At 75.9% G+C, this 15,566-nt stretch carries 16 protein-coding genes and 1 pseudogene; 2 read left to right on the top strand and 15 right to left on the bottom strand.

Annotated elements, in window-relative coordinates:
* From fabG to ABD067_RS03750, 5 genes and pseudogenes are all read right to left on the bottom strand, one after another.
* Positions 1 to 126 (bottom strand): annotated as a pseudogene (fabG, locus tag ABD067_RS03770) (3-oxoacyl-ACP reductase); the annotation flags it as partial.
* A 38-nt stretch (positions 127 to 164) separates the two neighbouring features.
* Positions 165 to 614: a phosphotransferase gene (locus ABD067_RS03765; protein WP_343893824.1), complete on the bottom strand. Its 450-nt coding sequence runs from the start codon at positions 612 to 614 to the stop codon at positions 165 to 167.
* The gene (locus ABD067_RS03760; protein WP_343893823.1) at positions 605 to 1,399 is read right to left on the bottom strand and encodes a beta-ketoacyl synthase chain length factor; all 795 of its coding nucleotides are present in this window, start codon (positions 1,397 to 1,399) and stop codon (positions 605 to 607) included. The genes ABD067_RS03765 and ABD067_RS03760 overlap by 10 nt, the downstream gene beginning before the upstream one ends.
* A gap of 13 nt (positions 1,400 to 1,412) precedes the next feature.
* Positions 1,413 to 2,630, bottom strand: a complete 1,218-nt coding sequence (locus ABD067_RS03755) for a beta-ketoacyl-ACP synthase (protein WP_343893822.1) — start codon at positions 2,628 to 2,630, stop codon at positions 1,413 to 1,415.
* Between the two features lie 7 nt (positions 2,631 to 2,637).
* Positions 2,638 to 4,983: an MMPL family transporter gene (locus tag ABD067_RS03750; RefSeq protein ID WP_343893821.1), complete on the bottom strand. Its 2,346-nt coding sequence runs from the start codon at positions 4,981 to 4,983 to the stop codon at positions 2,638 to 2,640.
* 407 nt (positions 4,984 to 5,390) lie between these two features.
* On the opposite strand from ABD067_RS03750, the gene ABD067_RS03745 reads away from it, so the two are divergent.
* A complete protein-coding gene (locus ABD067_RS03745; protein WP_343893820.1) occupies positions 5,391 to 6,038 on the top strand; it encodes a hypothetical protein in 648 nt (215 codons plus the stop codon).
* A 170-nt stretch (positions 6,039 to 6,208) separates the two neighbouring features.
* Positions 6,209 to 7,186 (top strand): tripartite tricarboxylate transporter substrate binding protein, encoded by a 978-nt coding sequence (locus ABD067_RS03740; protein ID WP_343893819.1) that lies wholly within the window; start codon positions 6,209 to 6,211, stop codon positions 7,184 to 7,186.
* 108 nt (positions 7,187 to 7,294) lie between these two features.
* On the opposite strand, the gene ABD067_RS03735 is transcribed toward ABD067_RS03740, so the two are convergent.
* The 10 genes from ABD067_RS03735 to ABD067_RS03690 form a co-directional block, all read right to left on the bottom strand.
* A complete protein-coding gene (locus ABD067_RS03735; protein WP_343893818.1) occupies positions 7,295 to 7,879 on the bottom strand; it encodes a LolA-related protein in 585 nt (194 codons plus the stop codon).
* Complete coding sequence (locus ABD067_RS03730; protein ID WP_343893817.1) at positions 7,876 to 8,865, bottom strand: LpxL/LpxP family acyltransferase; 990 nt, start codon at positions 8,863 to 8,865, stop codon at positions 7,876 to 7,878. The genes ABD067_RS03735 and ABD067_RS03730 overlap by 4 nt, the downstream gene beginning before the upstream one ends.
* Positions 8,862 to 9,167, bottom strand: a complete 306-nt coding sequence (locus tag ABD067_RS03725) for a hypothetical protein (RefSeq protein WP_343893816.1) — start codon at positions 9,165 to 9,167, stop codon at positions 8,862 to 8,864. The genes ABD067_RS03730 and ABD067_RS03725 overlap by 4 nt, the downstream gene beginning before the upstream one ends.
* On the bottom strand, positions 9,164 to 10,549 hold the full coding sequence (locus ABD067_RS03720; protein WP_343893815.1) for an AMP-binding protein: 1,386 nt from the start codon (positions 10,547 to 10,549) through the stop codon (positions 9,164 to 9,166). Before ABD067_RS03720 ends, ABD067_RS03725 begins: the two co-directional genes overlap by 4 nt.
* Positions 10,533 to 10,976, bottom strand: a complete 444-nt coding sequence (locus tag ABD067_RS03715; protein ID WP_343893814.1) for a hypothetical protein — start codon at positions 10,974 to 10,976, stop codon at positions 10,533 to 10,535. Before ABD067_RS03715 ends, ABD067_RS03720 begins: the two co-directional genes overlap by 17 nt.
* A gap of 130 nt (positions 10,977 to 11,106) precedes the next feature.
* Positions 11,107 to 11,397 carry a phosphopantetheine-binding protein gene (locus ABD067_RS03710; RefSeq protein ID WP_343893813.1) on the bottom strand — a complete coding sequence of 97 codons (291 nt, stop codon included), beginning with the start codon at positions 11,395 to 11,397 and terminating at the stop codon, positions 11,107 to 11,109.
* Between the two features lie 75 nt (positions 11,398 to 11,472).
* Entirely contained in the window at positions 11,473 to 13,164 is a 1,692-nt protein-coding gene (gene mdoH, locus ABD067_RS03705) for a glucans biosynthesis glucosyltransferase MdoH (protein ID WP_343893812.1), read from the bottom strand.
* A 20-nt stretch (positions 13,165 to 13,184) separates the two neighbouring features.
* Complete coding sequence (galE, locus tag ABD067_RS03700) at positions 13,185 to 14,195, bottom strand: UDP-glucose 4-epimerase GalE (protein WP_343893811.1); 1,011 nt, start codon at positions 14,193 to 14,195, stop codon at positions 13,185 to 13,187.
* The gene (locus ABD067_RS03695; RefSeq protein ID WP_343893810.1) at positions 14,192 to 14,827 is read right to left on the bottom strand and encodes a uracil-DNA glycosylase family protein; all 636 of its coding nucleotides are present in this window, start codon (positions 14,825 to 14,827) and stop codon (positions 14,192 to 14,194) included. The genes galE and ABD067_RS03695 overlap by 4 nt, the downstream gene beginning before the upstream one ends.
* The gene (locus ABD067_RS03690; protein WP_343893808.1) at positions 14,824 to 15,561 is read right to left on the bottom strand and encodes a PIG-L deacetylase family protein; all 738 of its coding nucleotides are present in this window, start codon (positions 15,559 to 15,561) and stop codon (positions 14,824 to 14,826) included. The genes ABD067_RS03695 and ABD067_RS03690 overlap by 4 nt, the downstream gene beginning before the upstream one ends.
* Positions 15,562 to 15,566: the final 5 nt, after the last annotated feature.

Below are 15,566 nucleotides of genomic sequence, written 5' to 3'. Positions count from 1 at the left end.
GCGGATGGAGGCGGCCAGCGCTTCGGCGCGGCCGAGGCCGCGGTGGGCGTGGACCACCACCCGGAACCCGTCCGCCGCGAGCCGCCGGCAGATCGCGGCGCCGATCGGGCTCGCGCCGCCCGTCACCAGCGCGCGCCGCCCCGCCGCGGCCGGCGGCGCCCCGCTCACGCGCGCCGCGGCGGCAGGATGATGGCCGCTTGCCCCGCCAACAGGATGCGTCCCCGGTTCTCCACTTCGAAACGGTAGATGAAGCCCCCTGTCTCCGCCGCAAGGGCGCGGGCGCGGATGCCGAGGGGGCCCGCCAGCGTGTCGAGGCGCTCCGCTCCGCCGAGCGAGACGTCGCGCAGGCTGCTCAGGTAGCCCATGGGCTGCGCCGTGCCGCCGGCCGCGAGCGCGCCGTGCAGCGCCATCGCCTGAAGCGCGTACTCCACGCCGCAGACCGCCGGCAAGCGGCCGTCGCGCCGCAACGGGTTCGCCGGGTCGCGGTGGCCGTCGGCCTCGCAGGCGATGCTGTCGGCGTCCCAGGCGAGCGCCCGGTCGAGCAGGCACATGGCGCCGCCGTGCGGCACCAGCCGCGCGATGGCGTCGCGGCCGAGGGGCGGGGTCAGCCCCACGGCGACACCTCGATCTCCAGGCAGGAGTCGCCGAGCATCGGGAGGCGCAGCGCCGCCGGCCGCCGCGCCGCCAGGGCGCGCAGCAACGGCAAGGCGCGCGCCGCCGGGTTCTCGGCCCCCAGCGCGTCGAGCGCGTCGCGCCCCTCCTGCGGCGCCTCCGCGGGGCCCGGCCCGAAACGGAGGTCCAGCGCGGCGCGCGCGGAGGCGTCCGGCTCCGGCAGCATCACCATGGCCGTGGCGAAGGGGACCGTGGTGCGCCGGACCGCGGAGAGAGGCGGCGGCAGCGGCGCGTCGTAGGCGCAGAACAGCACCCGGCGGCGCCGCGCGGACGCCGCGGCCGCCGCTTGCAGCAGGCCCGCCGCGACCGTGTCGTCGTGGCCGCCGACGCTGACGGAAGGGCTCGTGGAGCCGGTGCCGATGCCCCAGTAGCCCGCCGCGGCGTTGTGGACCGAGTTGTGGAACTGCGTCGGCGAGATCGCGCCCGCCGGGTCGGTCAGCGTCTCCAGGATGGCGCCCACCACCGCGCCGTCGCCGTTGCTGCTGGCGAACACGGTCTCCAGCGCCGCCGCGTCCGCTTCGCCCGACGCGGCTTCGGCCGCCGCCGCCAGCGCCAGGCGCACGGCGAGGCTGGTGCGGCGCCGCTCCGTCGCGGGCAGCATGGCGGGGGGCGGCACGACGACATCGGCCGGCGTCCACGGATCGGCGCCCGCGAGCACGGTTTCGCTCGCCCGCCAGCCCGGCAGGCCCGGCCCGAGAACGGCAACGCCGCCGACCCAGCACCTCATCGCGCGCGGCGCCTCACGCCGGCGCCGAGGCGGCGCGGCCCTGCCCGATGACCAGCGCGCAGTTGCTGCCGCCGAAGCCGAAGGAGTTGCTCAGCACACGGCGCACCGGCGCCTCGCGGTTGCCGGTGGCGACGTCGCTGCGGAATTCCGGGTCCGCCTCCTCCACGCCGAGGCAGCCGGGCACCAGGCCGTCCTCCACGCAGATACCGGCAGCGACCGCTTCGAGGGCGCCCGAGGCGCCGAGCGTGTGGCCGGTCCAGCCCTTGATGGAACTGCACGGCACGCCGCGCTCGCCGAACACATGCGCCACGGCGCGGTCCTCCATGGCGTCGTTGGCGCGGGTGCCGGTGCCGTGGAGGTTCACGTAGTCCACCGCGTCCGGCGCCAGCCCGGCCGCGTCCAGCGCCGCGCGCATCGCGGCGACGGCGCCGAGCCCGTCCGGGTGCGGCGAGGACATGTGGTGCCCGTCGCTGCTGGCGCCGCCGCCGAGCAGCAGGGGCGAAGCGGCCGGCGCGTCCCCCGCGCGCTCCAGCAGCACCAGCGCCGCCGCCTCGCCGATCGAGATGCCGTCGCGGTCGGCGGCGCAGGGGCGGCACGGGCCGCCGCGGCTCAGCAATTCGAGCGAGTTGAAGCCCATCAGCGTCATGCGGCAGAGCGTGTCCACCCCGCCCACCACCGCCGCGTCCACCAACCCGGCTTCGATGAGCACCGCGGCTTCGAGGAAGGAGCGGGCGCCGGAGGTGCAGGCGGTGGAGATGGCGAGCGCCGGGCCGCGGAGGCCCAGCCGCGCGCGGACGTAGCGCGGCAGGGATTGCAGGTCGTGCGTGCGGGCGAAGTCGAAATCGCCGGGCAGGGCGCCGCCGGGCGGGGAGCGGCGGCGGTACGCCCGCTCGGTTTCCTCGATGCCGGCGGTGCTGGTGCCGAGGCACACCGCGACACGGTGCGCCCCGTGGCGCTCGCGCGCCTCCGCCACCGCGTCGGCGAAGCCGTCGATCCGCAGCGCCATCTCGGCCAAGCGGTTGTTGCGGCAAGCGTAGCTGGCGAGGTCCGGCGGCAGCGCCACCGCCTCGACGCCTGGGACGCGGCCGATCCAGACGCCCTCCGGCCCCCCGGGGAAGTCCCCGGGCCGCAGCCCGCCGCGGCGCTCGTGCAAGGCCGCGCGCAGCGCCTCGCGCCCGGCGCCCACGGCCGAAACGGTGGTGCTCGCGGTCATGGAAAGCGGTCGCGTCATCAAGGTGTTACCTGGCATGGGCGGGCGGCGCGGCAAGGGCGCAGGACAGCAGGAAGGCGGCCGCGACCCCTACGGAGACGGTGAGGCCGATGCCGTGCAGCACCGGCGTCTTGCAGAAGGCGAGCAGGCCGAAGGTCAGCAGGGTGCAAACCGCACAGTTGAGGACGGCCCCCAACGACCGCCGCGCTTCCTCCGCGTCGGCGCCGGGGGAGCGGCCGAGGAAGAGCGAATAGTCGATGGCCACGCCGGCCAGCAGCAGCAGCGAGGCCAGGTGGAAGAGGTTCAGCGCCTGCCCGAGCGCCGCCAGCACCGCCAGCGTCACCACGACGGCGCCGGCGATGGGCGCCGCCGCGAGCAAGGCCGGGCGGAGGCCGCCGAGCCCCGCGGCGAGCAGCCCCAGCACCAGCGCGCCGCCGCCGAGCGCCCAGAGCGCGGTGGACCGGGCGTAGGCGTCGAGCAGCCCTTCGGTTTCCGCCTTGGTGTCGAGGAACAGCACGGACGGGTCGCCGAGGGACGCGACCGCCTCCGCCAGCGCCGCCGGGTCCGCAACGCCCGTCGCCACCGCCAAGCCCCGCCAACCGTCGTCGCGCCAAGACAGCAGCGGCGAAAGGCGGGCGGCCACCGTCGGCGCCCCCTCGGCCAGCGCCTCGGCCCCGAGCGGCTGCATGGCGCGGCTCTCCTCCACGGCGGCCAGGAAGGGCGAGAAGGCGCCGGGCCGGAAGGGGAGCCCGGCCATCGCCTCCCCGAGCCTTGCTTCCAGCGCCGCCGCGTCCGGCAGGGCGGCTTGCCGGGCGTGTTGGGTGTCCAGGCTGGGCAGGTAGCGGCTCGGCTCGTCCAGGCCGGTGAGCGCGCCGCGGGCGATCAAGGGCGCGACCGCCCGCCGCAGGCGCTCCGCCGTCCGCAGCACCGCCGCTTCGTCGCCGGGGCCGATGGCGACCAGGAAGCGCACATCGGGGGCGCCGAGCTGGCGGCGCAACTCCGCGTCCAGCGCCTGCGCCGCGGCCGGGACGGGGCTCAGCGCCGCGAGGTCGCGTTGCCAGCGCGGGCCGCCGAGCGCCGCGAGCAGCAACCCGGCTGCCGCCACGACGCCGAGCGCGCCGCGCCGGTGCCCGGCCAAGGCGAGCAGCGGGCGGGCCAGGGGGGCGGGGAGGGGGCGCGGCTCCGCCGGGGCGCGCGGCAGGAGGCGCGGCAGCAGCCAACGCGTCGCCAACGCCGCCGCGACCAGCCCGGCGCCGGCGAACAGGCCGAGTTGCACCAAGCCCGGGAAGCCCGAGCCCACCATCGCCGCGAGCCCCGCCACCGCCGCCGTCGCCGCCAACCGGAGCGTCGGCCAGGTGCGCGCCGCCGCCGTCGGCAAGCCCTCGCCGGGGCGGCGCAGGGCGGTGAGGAGGATCGGGTAGTCCACCGCCACGCCGAGCATGGTGGAGCCGAAGCCGAGGGCGATGGCGTGGACGCCGCCGAAGAAGAGCGCGACGGCCGAGACGCCCGCCAGCATCCCGGCGCCCAGCGGCACCGTCGCCGCCAGCAAGGGCAGGAGCGAGCGCGTCCGCCACAGCAGGAAGGCGGCGAGGAGCGCCACGGACAGCACCGTCATCATCCGCACGTCGGCGCGGATCGCCGCCGCCGCCTCGGCCGCGAAGACGCCGGGGCCGGACAGCAGCAAGCGCGCGCCTTCGCCCGGCCCGGCCGCCTGGAAGGCGGCGCGGAAGGCGGCGACGGCCTCAGCCTGGGCTTCCGAGTCCAGCCCGGAGCCGCGGGTGCGGGCCAGCAGCAGGGCGCGCGTCGGCGGGTCGGCGCCGGGGGCGAACCAGGCGCCGTCGCGGGCCTCGATGCGGCTTTCGGACAAAAGGCCCTGGGCCAGGCCGAGGAAGGCGCCGGTGGGGTCGGCGAAGCCGAAGCGCGCCAGCAGGGGCGAGGCGGCGGAGCGGAGACCGTCGAGCAGGGCTTCCAGCTTGGCGCGGAGGGCCGGCGCTTCGAAGGCTTCGGGCCGGGTGTGCGGCGAGAGCAGGTAGCGGTGGCGGAACAGCAGCGCCTGCTCGGCCTCGCCGAGGGTGGTGGTGCCGTCGCCGACGAAGGCGAAGTGGCCCGAGGCGCGGAGCGCGGCGCCGGTGGCGCGGGACAGGCGCGCCAGTTCCTCCGGCGGCGCGCCCTCGATGCCGGCGAGGAGCAGGCTGGAGGCGGCGCCGGAGCGCAGCTCGTTCACCAGGAACTCGGTGGCGCGGGTGCGGCCGGGGGGCAGGAACTCGGCGAGACCGGTGCGGACCGGCACCAGGGCGAACAGGGCGCCGCCGAGCACGGCGAGCACCAAGAGCGCCGCCAGGAGCGGCGCCGCGTCGCGGACGGGCAGGCGCACAGAGGGCGGGGGCGCTTAAGGTCCGGACCCGGTCGGGGCGGGGACGCTGCGGGGCCGCCTTGCCACCTTACTGCCTTTACCCCCTTGCTATCTTACCGACCCTGCCCACTCGCTTCCGGACAAAGGTCGCACTTCGGCCGTCGGCTTCCGGAGTGTAGCTCTTTCGTTCCACGGATGCGAGCGCATCCCGGAGCCGGCCTCGCCCGATCGCTGGGGCGCCTCGCCGCCGGCGCGACATGGGGCGCTCGCGGCCCGGCCGACCGTGTGCGGCGGAGCGTCGGCGAAGCGCGGGAAAGTTCCGGAAAACTTTGGCGATGGCTCCGGAAAGCCGCGTTCGGCACGGTCATGGCGTCCCCGGCGCGGACGGGGACGGACCCCACCCGGTCCCCCAGCAAGGGAGCACGACCATGCACCACGCCCCGCACGCCCCCGGTCACGGCATCCCGATCAGGTTCGACCCGGTCGGCGATTTCCTTTCGACCTACACCGGACCGGCCAGCGGCGATCTGGACGTGGTCGTGACCGGCGCGTTCCTCTCCGGGCCGGACGCGGTGATACTCTCCGGCACCCACGCCGCCCCGATCGGCGCCACGGCGGGCGCGGCCTATGTGTGGGGCATCGACCGCGGCGCCGGCACCGACCTCCTCGCGGGGCTCGAGCCGTCCGTGGGCGAGGGCGTGGCCTTCGACTCGGTCGTGGTGCTGTTGCCGGACGGCACCGGCAGCTTCATCGACCTCGTCGCGGGCACCCCGCCCCAGGCGCTCGACCCCGCGAGCATCAGCATCTCCGGCCCGACCATCAGCGTGGCGTTGCCCGCGTCCCTCCTGCCGTCGCAGGGCTTCGACTTCGCCGATTACGGCTACAATCTCTGGCCGCGCTTCGCGCCGGACGGCGTCGATCCCGGCGACAACACGCAGATCTCGGACTTCGCCCCGGACGCCAGCACCTTCACCGCCCGCCCGTATGCCCTGCCGGAACCGGGGGGCGTGGATTGGGACGCCTGTGCCGGGCAGGCGGGGGCCAACCTCGCGGAGGCCGGAGGTTGGTATCTCTGAACCGGCCCGTCTCCCCGCAATCCCCGCGCAATAGGCGGGGTGTCCCTGTGCATCGGGTCTCCCACCGAGTCGTCCGCTGGACGGCTCGGGAGCGGCGGAACTCGGGCCTTGAGGGGGACTGCTCCCGGGGCGCAGATTTTGACGAACGTCAGTGCCGCAGGGAGGATGCCATGCCCACACGACGCCATCTCGGTGGAGCCGCCCTCTGCGTCGCTGCGACGGCCACTTCAAGCGTCGTGCATGCCCAGCCCCCCTGGCCGGGCGAGCGGCCGATCGAGGTCGTGGTTCCCTTCCCGCCCGCTGGCGGGGTGGACGTCATGGCGCGACTGTTCCTGCCCTTCGTGGCGCAGCGCCTTCCTGGCGCACGCTTCCTGGTTTCGAATCGCGCCGGCGCCGCGGGACAGATCGGCTTCGAGGCGGTGTTCAACGCCGCTCCCGACGGCCATACCCTCGGGGCGGCGACCCTTCCCAACCTGAACGCGATCGCCATGGAGCGGCCGGTCCGCTACCGCGCGCTCGACTTCGCCTTCCTCGCCAACGCGGTGGAGGACCCGAGCTGCCTCTACGTCGCCGCCGCCTCGCCGCTCCACTCGGTGCGGGACTTGGTCGAAGCAGCGAAGGCGCAGCCCGGGCGCTTGACCTACGGCACCACCGGCGCGGGCTCGGACGACCACCTGTTCATGCTCGCCTTCGAGGAACTGGCCGGCATCCCGCCGCTCGCGCATATCCCCTTCGCGGGGGCGCCGCCGGGTCTGGCGCAGCTGACGGGCGGGCACCTCGACATCGCCGCGTTCAATGTCGGTGACGGTCTCGCCCTGCGGCGCGAGGGGCGGCTGCGTTGCCTCGCGCAGGCCGCCGCGCGGCGCTGGGACGCGGCGGCCGAGGTGCCTACCTTCCGCGAGTTGGGCTTCGACCTCGTCATGGGCGCTTCGCGCGGCTTCGTCGGGCCACCAGGCCTGCCGCGCCCGGTGGCCGAGCGCCTGGAGGCAGCCTTCGCGGCGGCGCTGGCGGACACGGACTTCCTGCGCGCGGCCGAGCGGACGGGCCTGCCTCTGCGACCGCTGGTCGGCGCGGCATACCGTGAGATGGCGGCCAAGACGGAGGCGACGCTGCGAGGCCTTTGGCAGCGCCGACCGTGGCGAGGCTGACGCGCTCGGCGCGCCCCATTCTCCTCCTCGCCAACGTGCCCGGCCTTGTTTGAAGACACGCCGTGGTGCGAGCCGGGCGGGGTGGATGTCGGCGCGGCGCCCGTGGCGCTACGGCCCGGGCCGTATCCGCATCCGCGTCACCCCGCCGCCGCCCTCGGTGTCCACCGCCAGGATCTGCGCGCCGCGGCCGGAGAGGAGGATGCGCTGGACGGCGGCGCGGACGCGGGCGGAGGTGGGCGTCAGCGTCAGGCGCCAGTCCGCGTCCGGGGCGCCGTCGAAGGTCACGTCGTAGTGGCGGGACAGGGCGGCGAGGTCGCCGGCCAGCGTCGCGCGGATGGCTTCGACCAGGGCGCGCATCTCCGGCTGGTCGTCCAGGCCGAAGTCGCGGCGGATGCCGCGGTCGGCGCGCTCGTAGACGAGGCGGTTGCCTTCCACGCGCAGGCGCTCGTCGATGGGCGAGGTGGTGTGCTTCTCCAGGCGGTCGGGCGCGCGCCAGAGGAGGACGCCGGTGCTCGGCAGGGGCAGGTCGAGTTCCGGGATGGCGCGTTCCTCGGTGAAGGCGTCGCGCCGCTCGGGGACGGCGCGCATGAGGCGCATCAGCGCCTCCACGGGCGCGGGCTGCGCCCGGCCGGGCGGGGGCGCGACGAGGAGGCCGAGGAGGGCGAGGGCGACGCGGCGGCGGGGCGCCTTCACCGGGCTTCTTCCCAGAAGTCGTAGAAGTTGAACCAGTTGTAGGGGTGGGCGCGGCACAGCTCTTCCAACCGGGCGGCGTAGCGGGCGGCGCGCTCCGCCGCGGCGGCGTTGCGGTCGCGGCGGCCGGGCGGGGCGGGGTCGGCGAAGGGCTCGAAGCGCACCAGGTAGCGGCGCGGCCCCTGCCAGATGCCGAAGGCCAGCATCACCGGCGCGCCGAGCATCCCGGCCAGCACGTGCGGGCCGAGCGGCAGGGGTGCCGGGGCGCCGAGGAAGGGCACATGCGCCACGCGCTCGCCGTGCGGGAGGCGGTCGGCGAGCAGGCCGACCATGCCGCCGCGGCCGAGGCATTCGTGGGCGCGGATCATGGCGTCGGCGGTGCCGAGCGGGATCACCGCGGCGGCGTGGCGCTCGCCGCCGAAGGCCGTCACCAACGCCTGGACGCGGCGGGCGTTCGCCTCGTGCATCAGCACCGCCAGTTCCACCGGCGAGCCGGCGTCGGCCACGGCGCGCAGGGCCTCGAAGCTGCCGACATGGGCGCCGAGCAGCAGGCAGCCGCGACCTTCGGCGAGGGTGGCCTTGAGCGCGTCCAGGCCCTCCACCTCGATCCGGTAACCCTCCGTCCGCCCGGAGGCGAGGAAGACGCGGTCGAGGATGGTGGAGGCGAAGGCGAACCAGAGGCGGTACAGGTCGGGGAGGCGCGGTTCCCGGCCCAGGGCGCGGCGCAGGTAGGCGCGGGCGCGGGCGCGCTGGCGCGGCGCGGAGAGGAGGAAGTAGGCGGCGATCGGGTGGAGCAGCAGGTGCCCGGCACGCCAGCCCAGGCGGCGCAGTATCCAGAGCATGAGGCGCAGGGCGCCGTCGGTGCCGCGCTCCGGCGCCGTGGTCCAGGAATTGGACGCCGCCGCAGGCACGCCCCGGCCCTCCGTCGCGGCGGCGGCGGTGGTGGACGCCACGGGCGGGAGGCCGCCGGAGCCGCTGAGCGCGGTCACGCCGGGGCGCTCCCTTCGAACTCGCCGGCGAGGACGACGACGCCGTCGCGGCGGCAGGTGAAGGAAAGGCGGTTCCCGCCGCGCGGCTCGAACGCCACTTCGACCTCCTCGCCCGGCCGGACCGGGGCCGGGAACTTGGCGCGCAGTAGCTTGGCCGGGCGGGTGCCGGACAGGGCGAACACGTGGTCGAGCAACACCACGCCGGGCACCACCGGGCGGCCCGGGAAGTGGCCGGGCAGGGAAGGGTGGTCGGGCGGCACGGAGAACCGGCCGGTTCCGGCGGCGGGCGGCGGGTCCGTCATCGGCTGCCTGCGGTGGCGGTCGCGGCGGCGCGGCGGAGTTCGAGCAGGGCGCGGCGCGGCAGCTTGCCGAGGCGGTCGCGCGGCAACGCCGGCACCATCACCACCGGGCGCGGCAGGAACACCGGCTCCATCCGGCCGCGCAATTCGCCGATGATGGCGCCGGGGGTGCGGGTCGGCGCCACCACGAAGGCGGAGAGGCGGGACGCCGGGTTGCTTTCCAGGTCATCGGGGGCGAGGAAGGCCCCGTCCTCGACGCCCTCCACGCCGAGCAGCACCCGGTTCAGTTCGGCCAGCGACGCGCGGCGCCCGCCGAGCTTCACCACGTCGGATTGCCGGCCGAGCAGGCGGAAGCGGCCGGCGCGGAGCGGGTCCGTGCAGGCGTCCAGCGCGTCGGCGAGCGGCACCGGGCCGAGCCCTTCCACCGAAACGCCGCCGGGGTGGAGGGAGACGACGCGGTAGGGCAGCCAGTCCGGGTCGAGCACGGTGCGGCGGCTGGCCATGGAGCCGGCCTCGGTGGCGCCGTAGATCTCCAGCACCGGCGCGCCCCAGGCGCCCTCGACCGCTTCCGCCAGGGCGGTGGAAAGCGGCGCGGTGGCGGAGACGACGGCGGCGAGCGGCGCGGGCGTCGGCACGTCGGCCAGCAGGGCGCGGAGCTGCAAGGGCGTCGTCACCAGCACCCGGCGCGCCGGCACGGCGGCAAGGGCTTCGGCTACGTCGGAAGGGTAGAAGGTTTCGCCCGCCACCTGCGCCGCGGCCGAATGCAGCGGCAGCATCAAAGTGGTCTCGAAGCCGTACATGTGCTGTGGCGGCACCGTGGCCACGATCGCGGCGGGCGGGCCGTCGGCGGCGCGCAAGCCGAACCGCTCCGCCGCGGCCTCGGCGCCGGCCACCAGCGCGCCCCAGGGCTTGGCGTGCGCTTCCGGCTCGCCGGTGGAGCCGGAGGTGAAGGCTATGGCCGCGACGTGGCCGGCCGGGATCAGCGGCGCCGCGGCTTCGGGCGCGTCGGCCCCGGGCGGCGGGGCGTCCGGCCGCGTGACCGGCCAAGCGGCGCCCTCCAGCGGCGGCCCGTCCGCGAGGGCGTGGGCGTCCGGGTAGCGGGCGGCCAGGGCGCGGAGGCGCAGCGGCGAGCGGTCGGCGCAAAGGAGCGTGGTCTGCCCGCGCGACAGGGCGGCGGCGAAAGCCACCAACGCGAGGTAGCGGTCGGCGCAGAAATTGACGGCGTAGGGACGCTCCGAAAGGCGCGCGGCCAGGGCGGCGGCGTCGCGGAGGAAGCGGCCGACGGACACGGGCCGGCCGCCGCGCCAGCACAGCACGTCGGAGGGCGGCCGGGCGGTGAGCGGGATGGCGGCGGCGGCGCCGCGCGCGTCAGCCGGGGGCGCCATCGCGGGCCGCCGGGTTGTGGGCGAGGCGCACGGCGCGGACCGTGCGCCGGAGGGAGATCGGGCGGTGGTGCGGGAAGCGCGCGTTTCGGACGAAATGCTCCCCGAGGAACACGGCGCCGCAGGCCAGGATCTCCGCCGCCAAGATGGCGGAAGCGGACAAATGCGCGCCGGCGAGCACCGCCCCTTGGGCCGCGGCGAAGCCGGCCAGGAGCGCCGCCCAGAGGACGGTGAGGGCGCGGGTGTAGGCGCCGAGATCCGGCGGCAAGTGGCCGTAATCGAACCGGGTGTAACGGCTGATGAGGGGTTCGCCCCCCGGCAGCAGGGTGGCGGCGAACTGCCAGGACGCGAACAGGTTGGCGGTGGCCGCGAGTGCGGCCTGGAAGGCTTCGCGCTCCCGGGGCAACAGGACCGCGCAGGCGAGGACCACCAGCGCCGACGCCGTCAGCCGGGCGCGGTTGGCCCGCCACGCGCAGCGGACGCGCGCGCGCCAAGTCGGCGCGCCGTCGCCGGGCGCCGGACACCCCTCATTTTGTGGGCGGCGCGGGGGCGCCATGGGCTCACCGGGCCCGGTTTTTCTCGATGTGCGCGGCGAGGGTGCGCAGGGAGGAGAAGATGCGGTGGTTGCGCTCGTCGTCCGAGCGGAGCTGCACGCCGTACCTCTTCGAGATGGCCAGGGCGAGTTCCAGGGCGTCGATGGAGTCCAGGCCGAGGCCGGCGCCGAAGAGCGGCTCTTCCGGCGCGATGTCCTCGGGGCCGGTTTCGAGCGACAGGGCGGAGACGATGAGGCCCGCCACCTCCAGCTCCTCGGGCGAAAGCGCGTCCGGCGTCGTCTCGATGGCGGTGGACATGTTCGACCTTGATCCCTGGCGGCGCGGGACCGGCCGCGGGGACGGCCGGGCGCTACCCGTGTGAATTCCTTATGTTCAAGATACCAAACGCTTCGTTCGACTGACAAGCGCGTGCTCGCCGCCGAAGGCCATCTCCGGCGCCGGTGTGGCCTCCCGGTGCGGCCTCGAGGTGAGCGCGCAGAAGGGCACGGCGAGCAGCAGGCCGAGCACCGCCGGCAGCAGCAGCCAGCCGGCGAAGGCCGAGCCCCAGAAGCCGAGCGCCAGCAGGGCGGCGCCCGCCAGGGTGTGCGGCCAGAAGCGCCGGACGGCTTCCGGGACGCCGACCAGCCGCGGCCGCCGCTCCTGTGCCGCCCAACCGATGGCGCGGCCGGTGGCGAGGTTCAGCATGATGACGGTCTTGTCCACCGCGGCGATGGGTTCGAACAGGAGGGTGAAGGCCATTTCGCGGTCCATCCGGCGGAGCAGCGCGATCCGCCCGCCCGGCGGCACCCCGCCGGCCGTCTCCGGCCGCAGCAGCGCCTCGGCGTAGCCGGCGAGCTTGGGCAGGTGCAGCGAAACGTAACCGGCCGCGAGCAGCGCGACGAGGAGGCCGCGCGGCGTGCCCTCCGCCCCGCCGGTGGCGGCGTTGATGGCGGCTAGCGGGAGCAAGGCCAGCCAGAGCGGCGCGAGGGCGTAGTGCAAAAGCGCCTGGAGCATCTGGAGCCGGCCCATGCGGCCGAGGTCCCGCTCCCGCAGCAGGAGGCGGTACTGCCAGTTGCCGGCGGCCCAGCGGAGGTCGCGGTCGAGAAAGGCGATCAGGTGCGGCGGGTGCTCGTCCGACGAGCCGCCGTCCTCCGGCACCACCCGCACCGCCCAGCCGGCGGCGTGCAGGCGCGCCGCCTCGACGTGGTCGTGCGACAGTATGGCGGAGCCGTCCGGGAGCGTGGGCAGGCGGCAGTGCTCGCGGAAGGGCGCGATGCGGATCAGGGCGTTGTGGCCCCAGAAGGGGCCCTGGGTGTCCTGCCACCAGGCTTGGCCGGTGGCCCAGACGCGGGCGCCGTGGCGGTGGCCGAAGCCGAACAGGTCCTGGAACTCCGACTCGGGCGCGACGCCGGCGATGGTAGGCTGCACCAGGGCGCAGCCCGGTTCGGCTTCCATGATCTGCACTAGGCGCAGCACCGCTTCGGCGGTCATGCGGGAGTCGGCGTCGAGCAGCAGGAAGAAGTCGAAGCCCTCGGCGTGGTGGTCGAGGAAGTCCATCACGTTGCCGGCCTTCCAGCCGGTGTTCTCCGCGCGGCGCCGGTAGCGCACCGCGCCCTCCGGGTGGCGCGCGGCGAGGGCGGCCACGGCCGCTTCCTCCGCTTCGGCCGCCGGGCCGGCCGGGGTGTCGGACAGGATGGCTACCGCGAAGTGGTCGGCGTGGCCCGCCGCCGCGAGGTCGCGCAGCAGCCCGTCGAGCGGCGGGGCCACGGCGTCCATGTCCTCGTTGCGGACGCACACCGCGACCGCCGTGCGCGACGACACGGGCGAGGCGGCGCCGCCGGCGCCGGTCTTGCGCATCCCCGGCACGACGGCGGCCGAAGGGTCGGCGGCGAAGAGGCGGATCGCCAAGCCGGCCAGCGCGGTGGCGGCGCCGAGGCCGAACCAGGGCGCGTTGGCGGCGAAGCAGGCGAAGATCAAGACTTCCCACACCGACCAGCCCCCGGCGGAGAGCACCGCCCAAGCGAGGCCGAGGAGCCCGAGCGTCACAAACGCCACGAGGCCCGAAAACACCAAAGTCCGTCGCACGCCGGCTGTTCCCCTAGGTATCAGGCTTGCAGCAATTGCCTTTGTTGTGTGGCTGCTTCCCGCCCTTCCCATGTCAGGGCGGAGGCGACGATGCGGTCGAGGTCGTCGAAGGCGGGGCGCCAACCGAGCGCCTCGCGCGCGCGGTCGGCGCGGGCGATGAGCGCCGGCGGGTCGCCGGGGCGGCGGGGGGCGAAGTGCGCCGGCACCGGGCGGCCCGAGGCGCGCTCCACGGCGCGCAGCACCTCCAGCACCGAATGGCCGCGCCCGTAGCCGCAATTCAGGGTGAGGGGGCCGCCGCCCATCATCAGGTGGCGCAGCGCTTCGACGTGGGCGCGCGCGAGGTCGGTGACGTGGATGTAGTCGCGGACGCCGGTGCCATCGGGCGTTGGATAGTCGGTGCCGAACACCTCCACGGCGGGGCGCTTCCCGAGCGCGGCCTCGCAGGCGACCTTGATGAGGTGGGTGGCGCCGGGGCGGCGCTGGCCGGCGCGGCCGGCCGGGTCGGCGCCGGCGACGTTGAAGTAGCGCAGCGCCACTACCGAAAGGCCGTGTGCGGCGGCGGCGTCGGCCAGCGCGCGCTCGGCGGCCAGCTTGCTCGCGCCGTAGGGGTTGATAGGGGCGCAGGGCGCGTCCTCGTCCACCAGGGGCGAAGGGGGCGAGCCGTAGACGGCGGCGGTGGAGGAGAAGACCAAGCGCCGGACGCCGGCCTCGACGCAGGCTTGGGCGAGGACCAAGGTGTTGGCGACGTTGTTCCGCCAGTAGTCGAGCGGGCGGGCGACGCTCTCGGGCACCACCAGCGACGCGGCGAAGTGCAGCACCGCCGAGACGCGGTGGCGGCGGAACAGGCCGGCCAGCAGCGCGGCGTCGCCGGTGGAACCCTGCACGAAGGGCACGCCGGGCGGCACGGCCTCGCGCAGGCCGGTGGAAAGGTCGTCCAGCACCACGGGCGCGATCCCGGCGTCGAGCAGGGCGAGCACGGCGTGGCTGCCGATGTAGCCGGCGCCGCCGGTGACGAGCACGCGGGCCGTCACGCCGCGATCCCCGCGCGGCCTGCGCCGGTGGCGAAGGCGGCGGCGGCCCGCAGCGCCGCGACGATGCGGCGGGGCACCTCGGGGCTGGTGCAGACGTAGGTAGGGCTGGGGTGCGGCATCTCGAGCAGGGGCAGCTCCGGGCGCGCGGCGTGCAGCACCGGCGCCGCGGCGGCGGCGGCCCGGCCGGCGAGGACGCACACGCGCAGGTCGGGCAGCAACGCCAGCAGGCCGGGCAGCAGCGCCAAGCCGGCCCGGACCTCCATGGCGCGCGGCGCGCGGTTTTTGGCGCCGGGCGCGTGGATCACTAAGGGGATGGCATTCCAGACCAGCAGCGCCTCGCGCGGCAGGCCGGCGTCGCGGAGGAAGCGGCGGAGGTTGGCGCCGGTCGGCGTCGGGTTGTCGCAGGAGACGAAGCCGGTGCGCCCGATCGACGGGCCGGGCGTCTCCAGCAGCAGCAGGCAGCGCGCCGCGGCGCCGCCGTCGGCCGGGTCGGCGTCCGGCACCTCGCATCCGGTGGACTCGCGGAGCGAGGCGGCGAAGGCGGCGAGCGGTCGCATGCGCGGCTCGGCGAGGAGGGCCGTGCGGCGGGCTTCCACCGCGGCGGGGGTGGCGAGGATCGTGGCGGTCGTCATGCGGCGGCGGCCGCCAGCCCCGCGCCGGCGCGGCGGAAGAACTCGCGCCGCCCCGCTTCGTCCAGCGCGCGCGCCAAGCCGCCCGGGCCGCCGAATTGGAAGCCGAGCTGCGTCGCGTAGGCGGCGCAGGCGTGGCGCTTGCGCTCGGCCTCGATCGGCCGCGCTTCTTCCGGGAGCGCCGACATGGCGCCCTCGAAGGGACGGGCCGGGTGCGTCTGCCGCTTGGCGAGGTAGGGGAAATCCTGCCACCATAGCACCGGGCCGGACGGCCGTAGCAGGTGCAGGGCGCGAACCGTTTGCACGTGGTCCACGTGGCCACCGATGGCTTGCGGCGCGAGCAGCAGGTCGGGGCGGCGCTCGACCAGCAGCGGCTCCAATGCCTGCGCGAGGTCGAGGTGCGCGGCGTCGTCCGAGCGCAGCGGGCCGAACAGCGCCGCGGCGGAGCCGTAGCCGCGGTGCGGCGCTTCGCGGAAGGGGAGCCACACCGGCTCGGCGCGGAGGCGGCGGCAGGCTTCGGCGTCCTCGGCGCGGCGGATGGCCATGTAGTCGGCGTCTGGGGGCAGGCCCTTGTCGGTCTGGCAGGCGAGGGCGAAGCCGGTGGGCGCTTCCACAGAGGCGGTGAACAGGGTGGCGACCGCGACCTCCCACCCCTCGGACGCGAACGCGGCGAGGGTGCCGCCGCAGGAGAAGGCGGCGTCGTCGAGGTGCGGCGAGAGGGCGAGGGCGAGGGGCATGGCGC

Origin of the sequence: Craurococcus roseus, assembly GCF_039523795.1 — a bacterium.
GTDB lineage: Bacteria > Pseudomonadota > Alphaproteobacteria > Acetobacterales > Acetobacteraceae > Craurococcus > Craurococcus roseus.
This window is presented reverse-complemented; position numbering and strand designations above follow the sequence as displayed.

Bases quoted from the DNA above. Each gene is read 5' to 3' on its own strand.
- ABD067_RS03760 (WP_343893823.1), bottom strand. From the start codon at position 1,399: ATGAGGTGCTGGGTCGGCGGCGTTGCCGTTCTCGGGCCGGGCCTGCCG.
- ABD067_RS03755 (WP_343893822.1), bottom strand. From the start codon at position 2,630: ATGACGCGACCGCTTTCCATGACCGCGAGCACCACCGTTTCGGCCGTG.
- ABD067_RS03745 (WP_343893820.1), top strand. From the start codon at position 5,391: ATGCACCACGCCCCGCACGCCCCCGGTCACGGCATCCCGATCAGGTTC.
- ABD067_RS03740 (WP_343893819.1), top strand. From the start codon at position 6,209: ATGCCCACACGACGCCATCTCGGTGGAGCCGCCCTCTGCGTCGCTGCG.
- ABD067_RS03725 (WP_343893816.1), bottom strand. From the start codon at position 9,167: ATGACGGACCCGCCGCCCGCCGCCGGAACCGGCCGGTTCTCCGTGCCG.
- ABD067_RS03720 (WP_343893815.1), bottom strand. From the start codon at position 10,549: ATGGCGCCCCCGGCTGACGCGCGCGGCGCCGCCGCCGCCATCCCGCTC.
- ABD067_RS03710 (WP_343893813.1), bottom strand. From the start codon at position 11,397: ATGTCCACCGCCATCGAGACGACGCCGGACGCGCTTTCGCCCGAGGAG.
- ABD067_RS03695 (WP_343893810.1), bottom strand. From the start codon at position 14,827: ATGACGACCGCCACGATCCTCGCCACCCCCGCCGCGGTGGAAGCCCGC.
- ABD067_RS03690 (WP_343893808.1), bottom strand. From the start codon at position 15,561: ATGCCCCTCGCCCTCGCCCTCTCGCCGCACCTCGACGACGCCGCCTTC.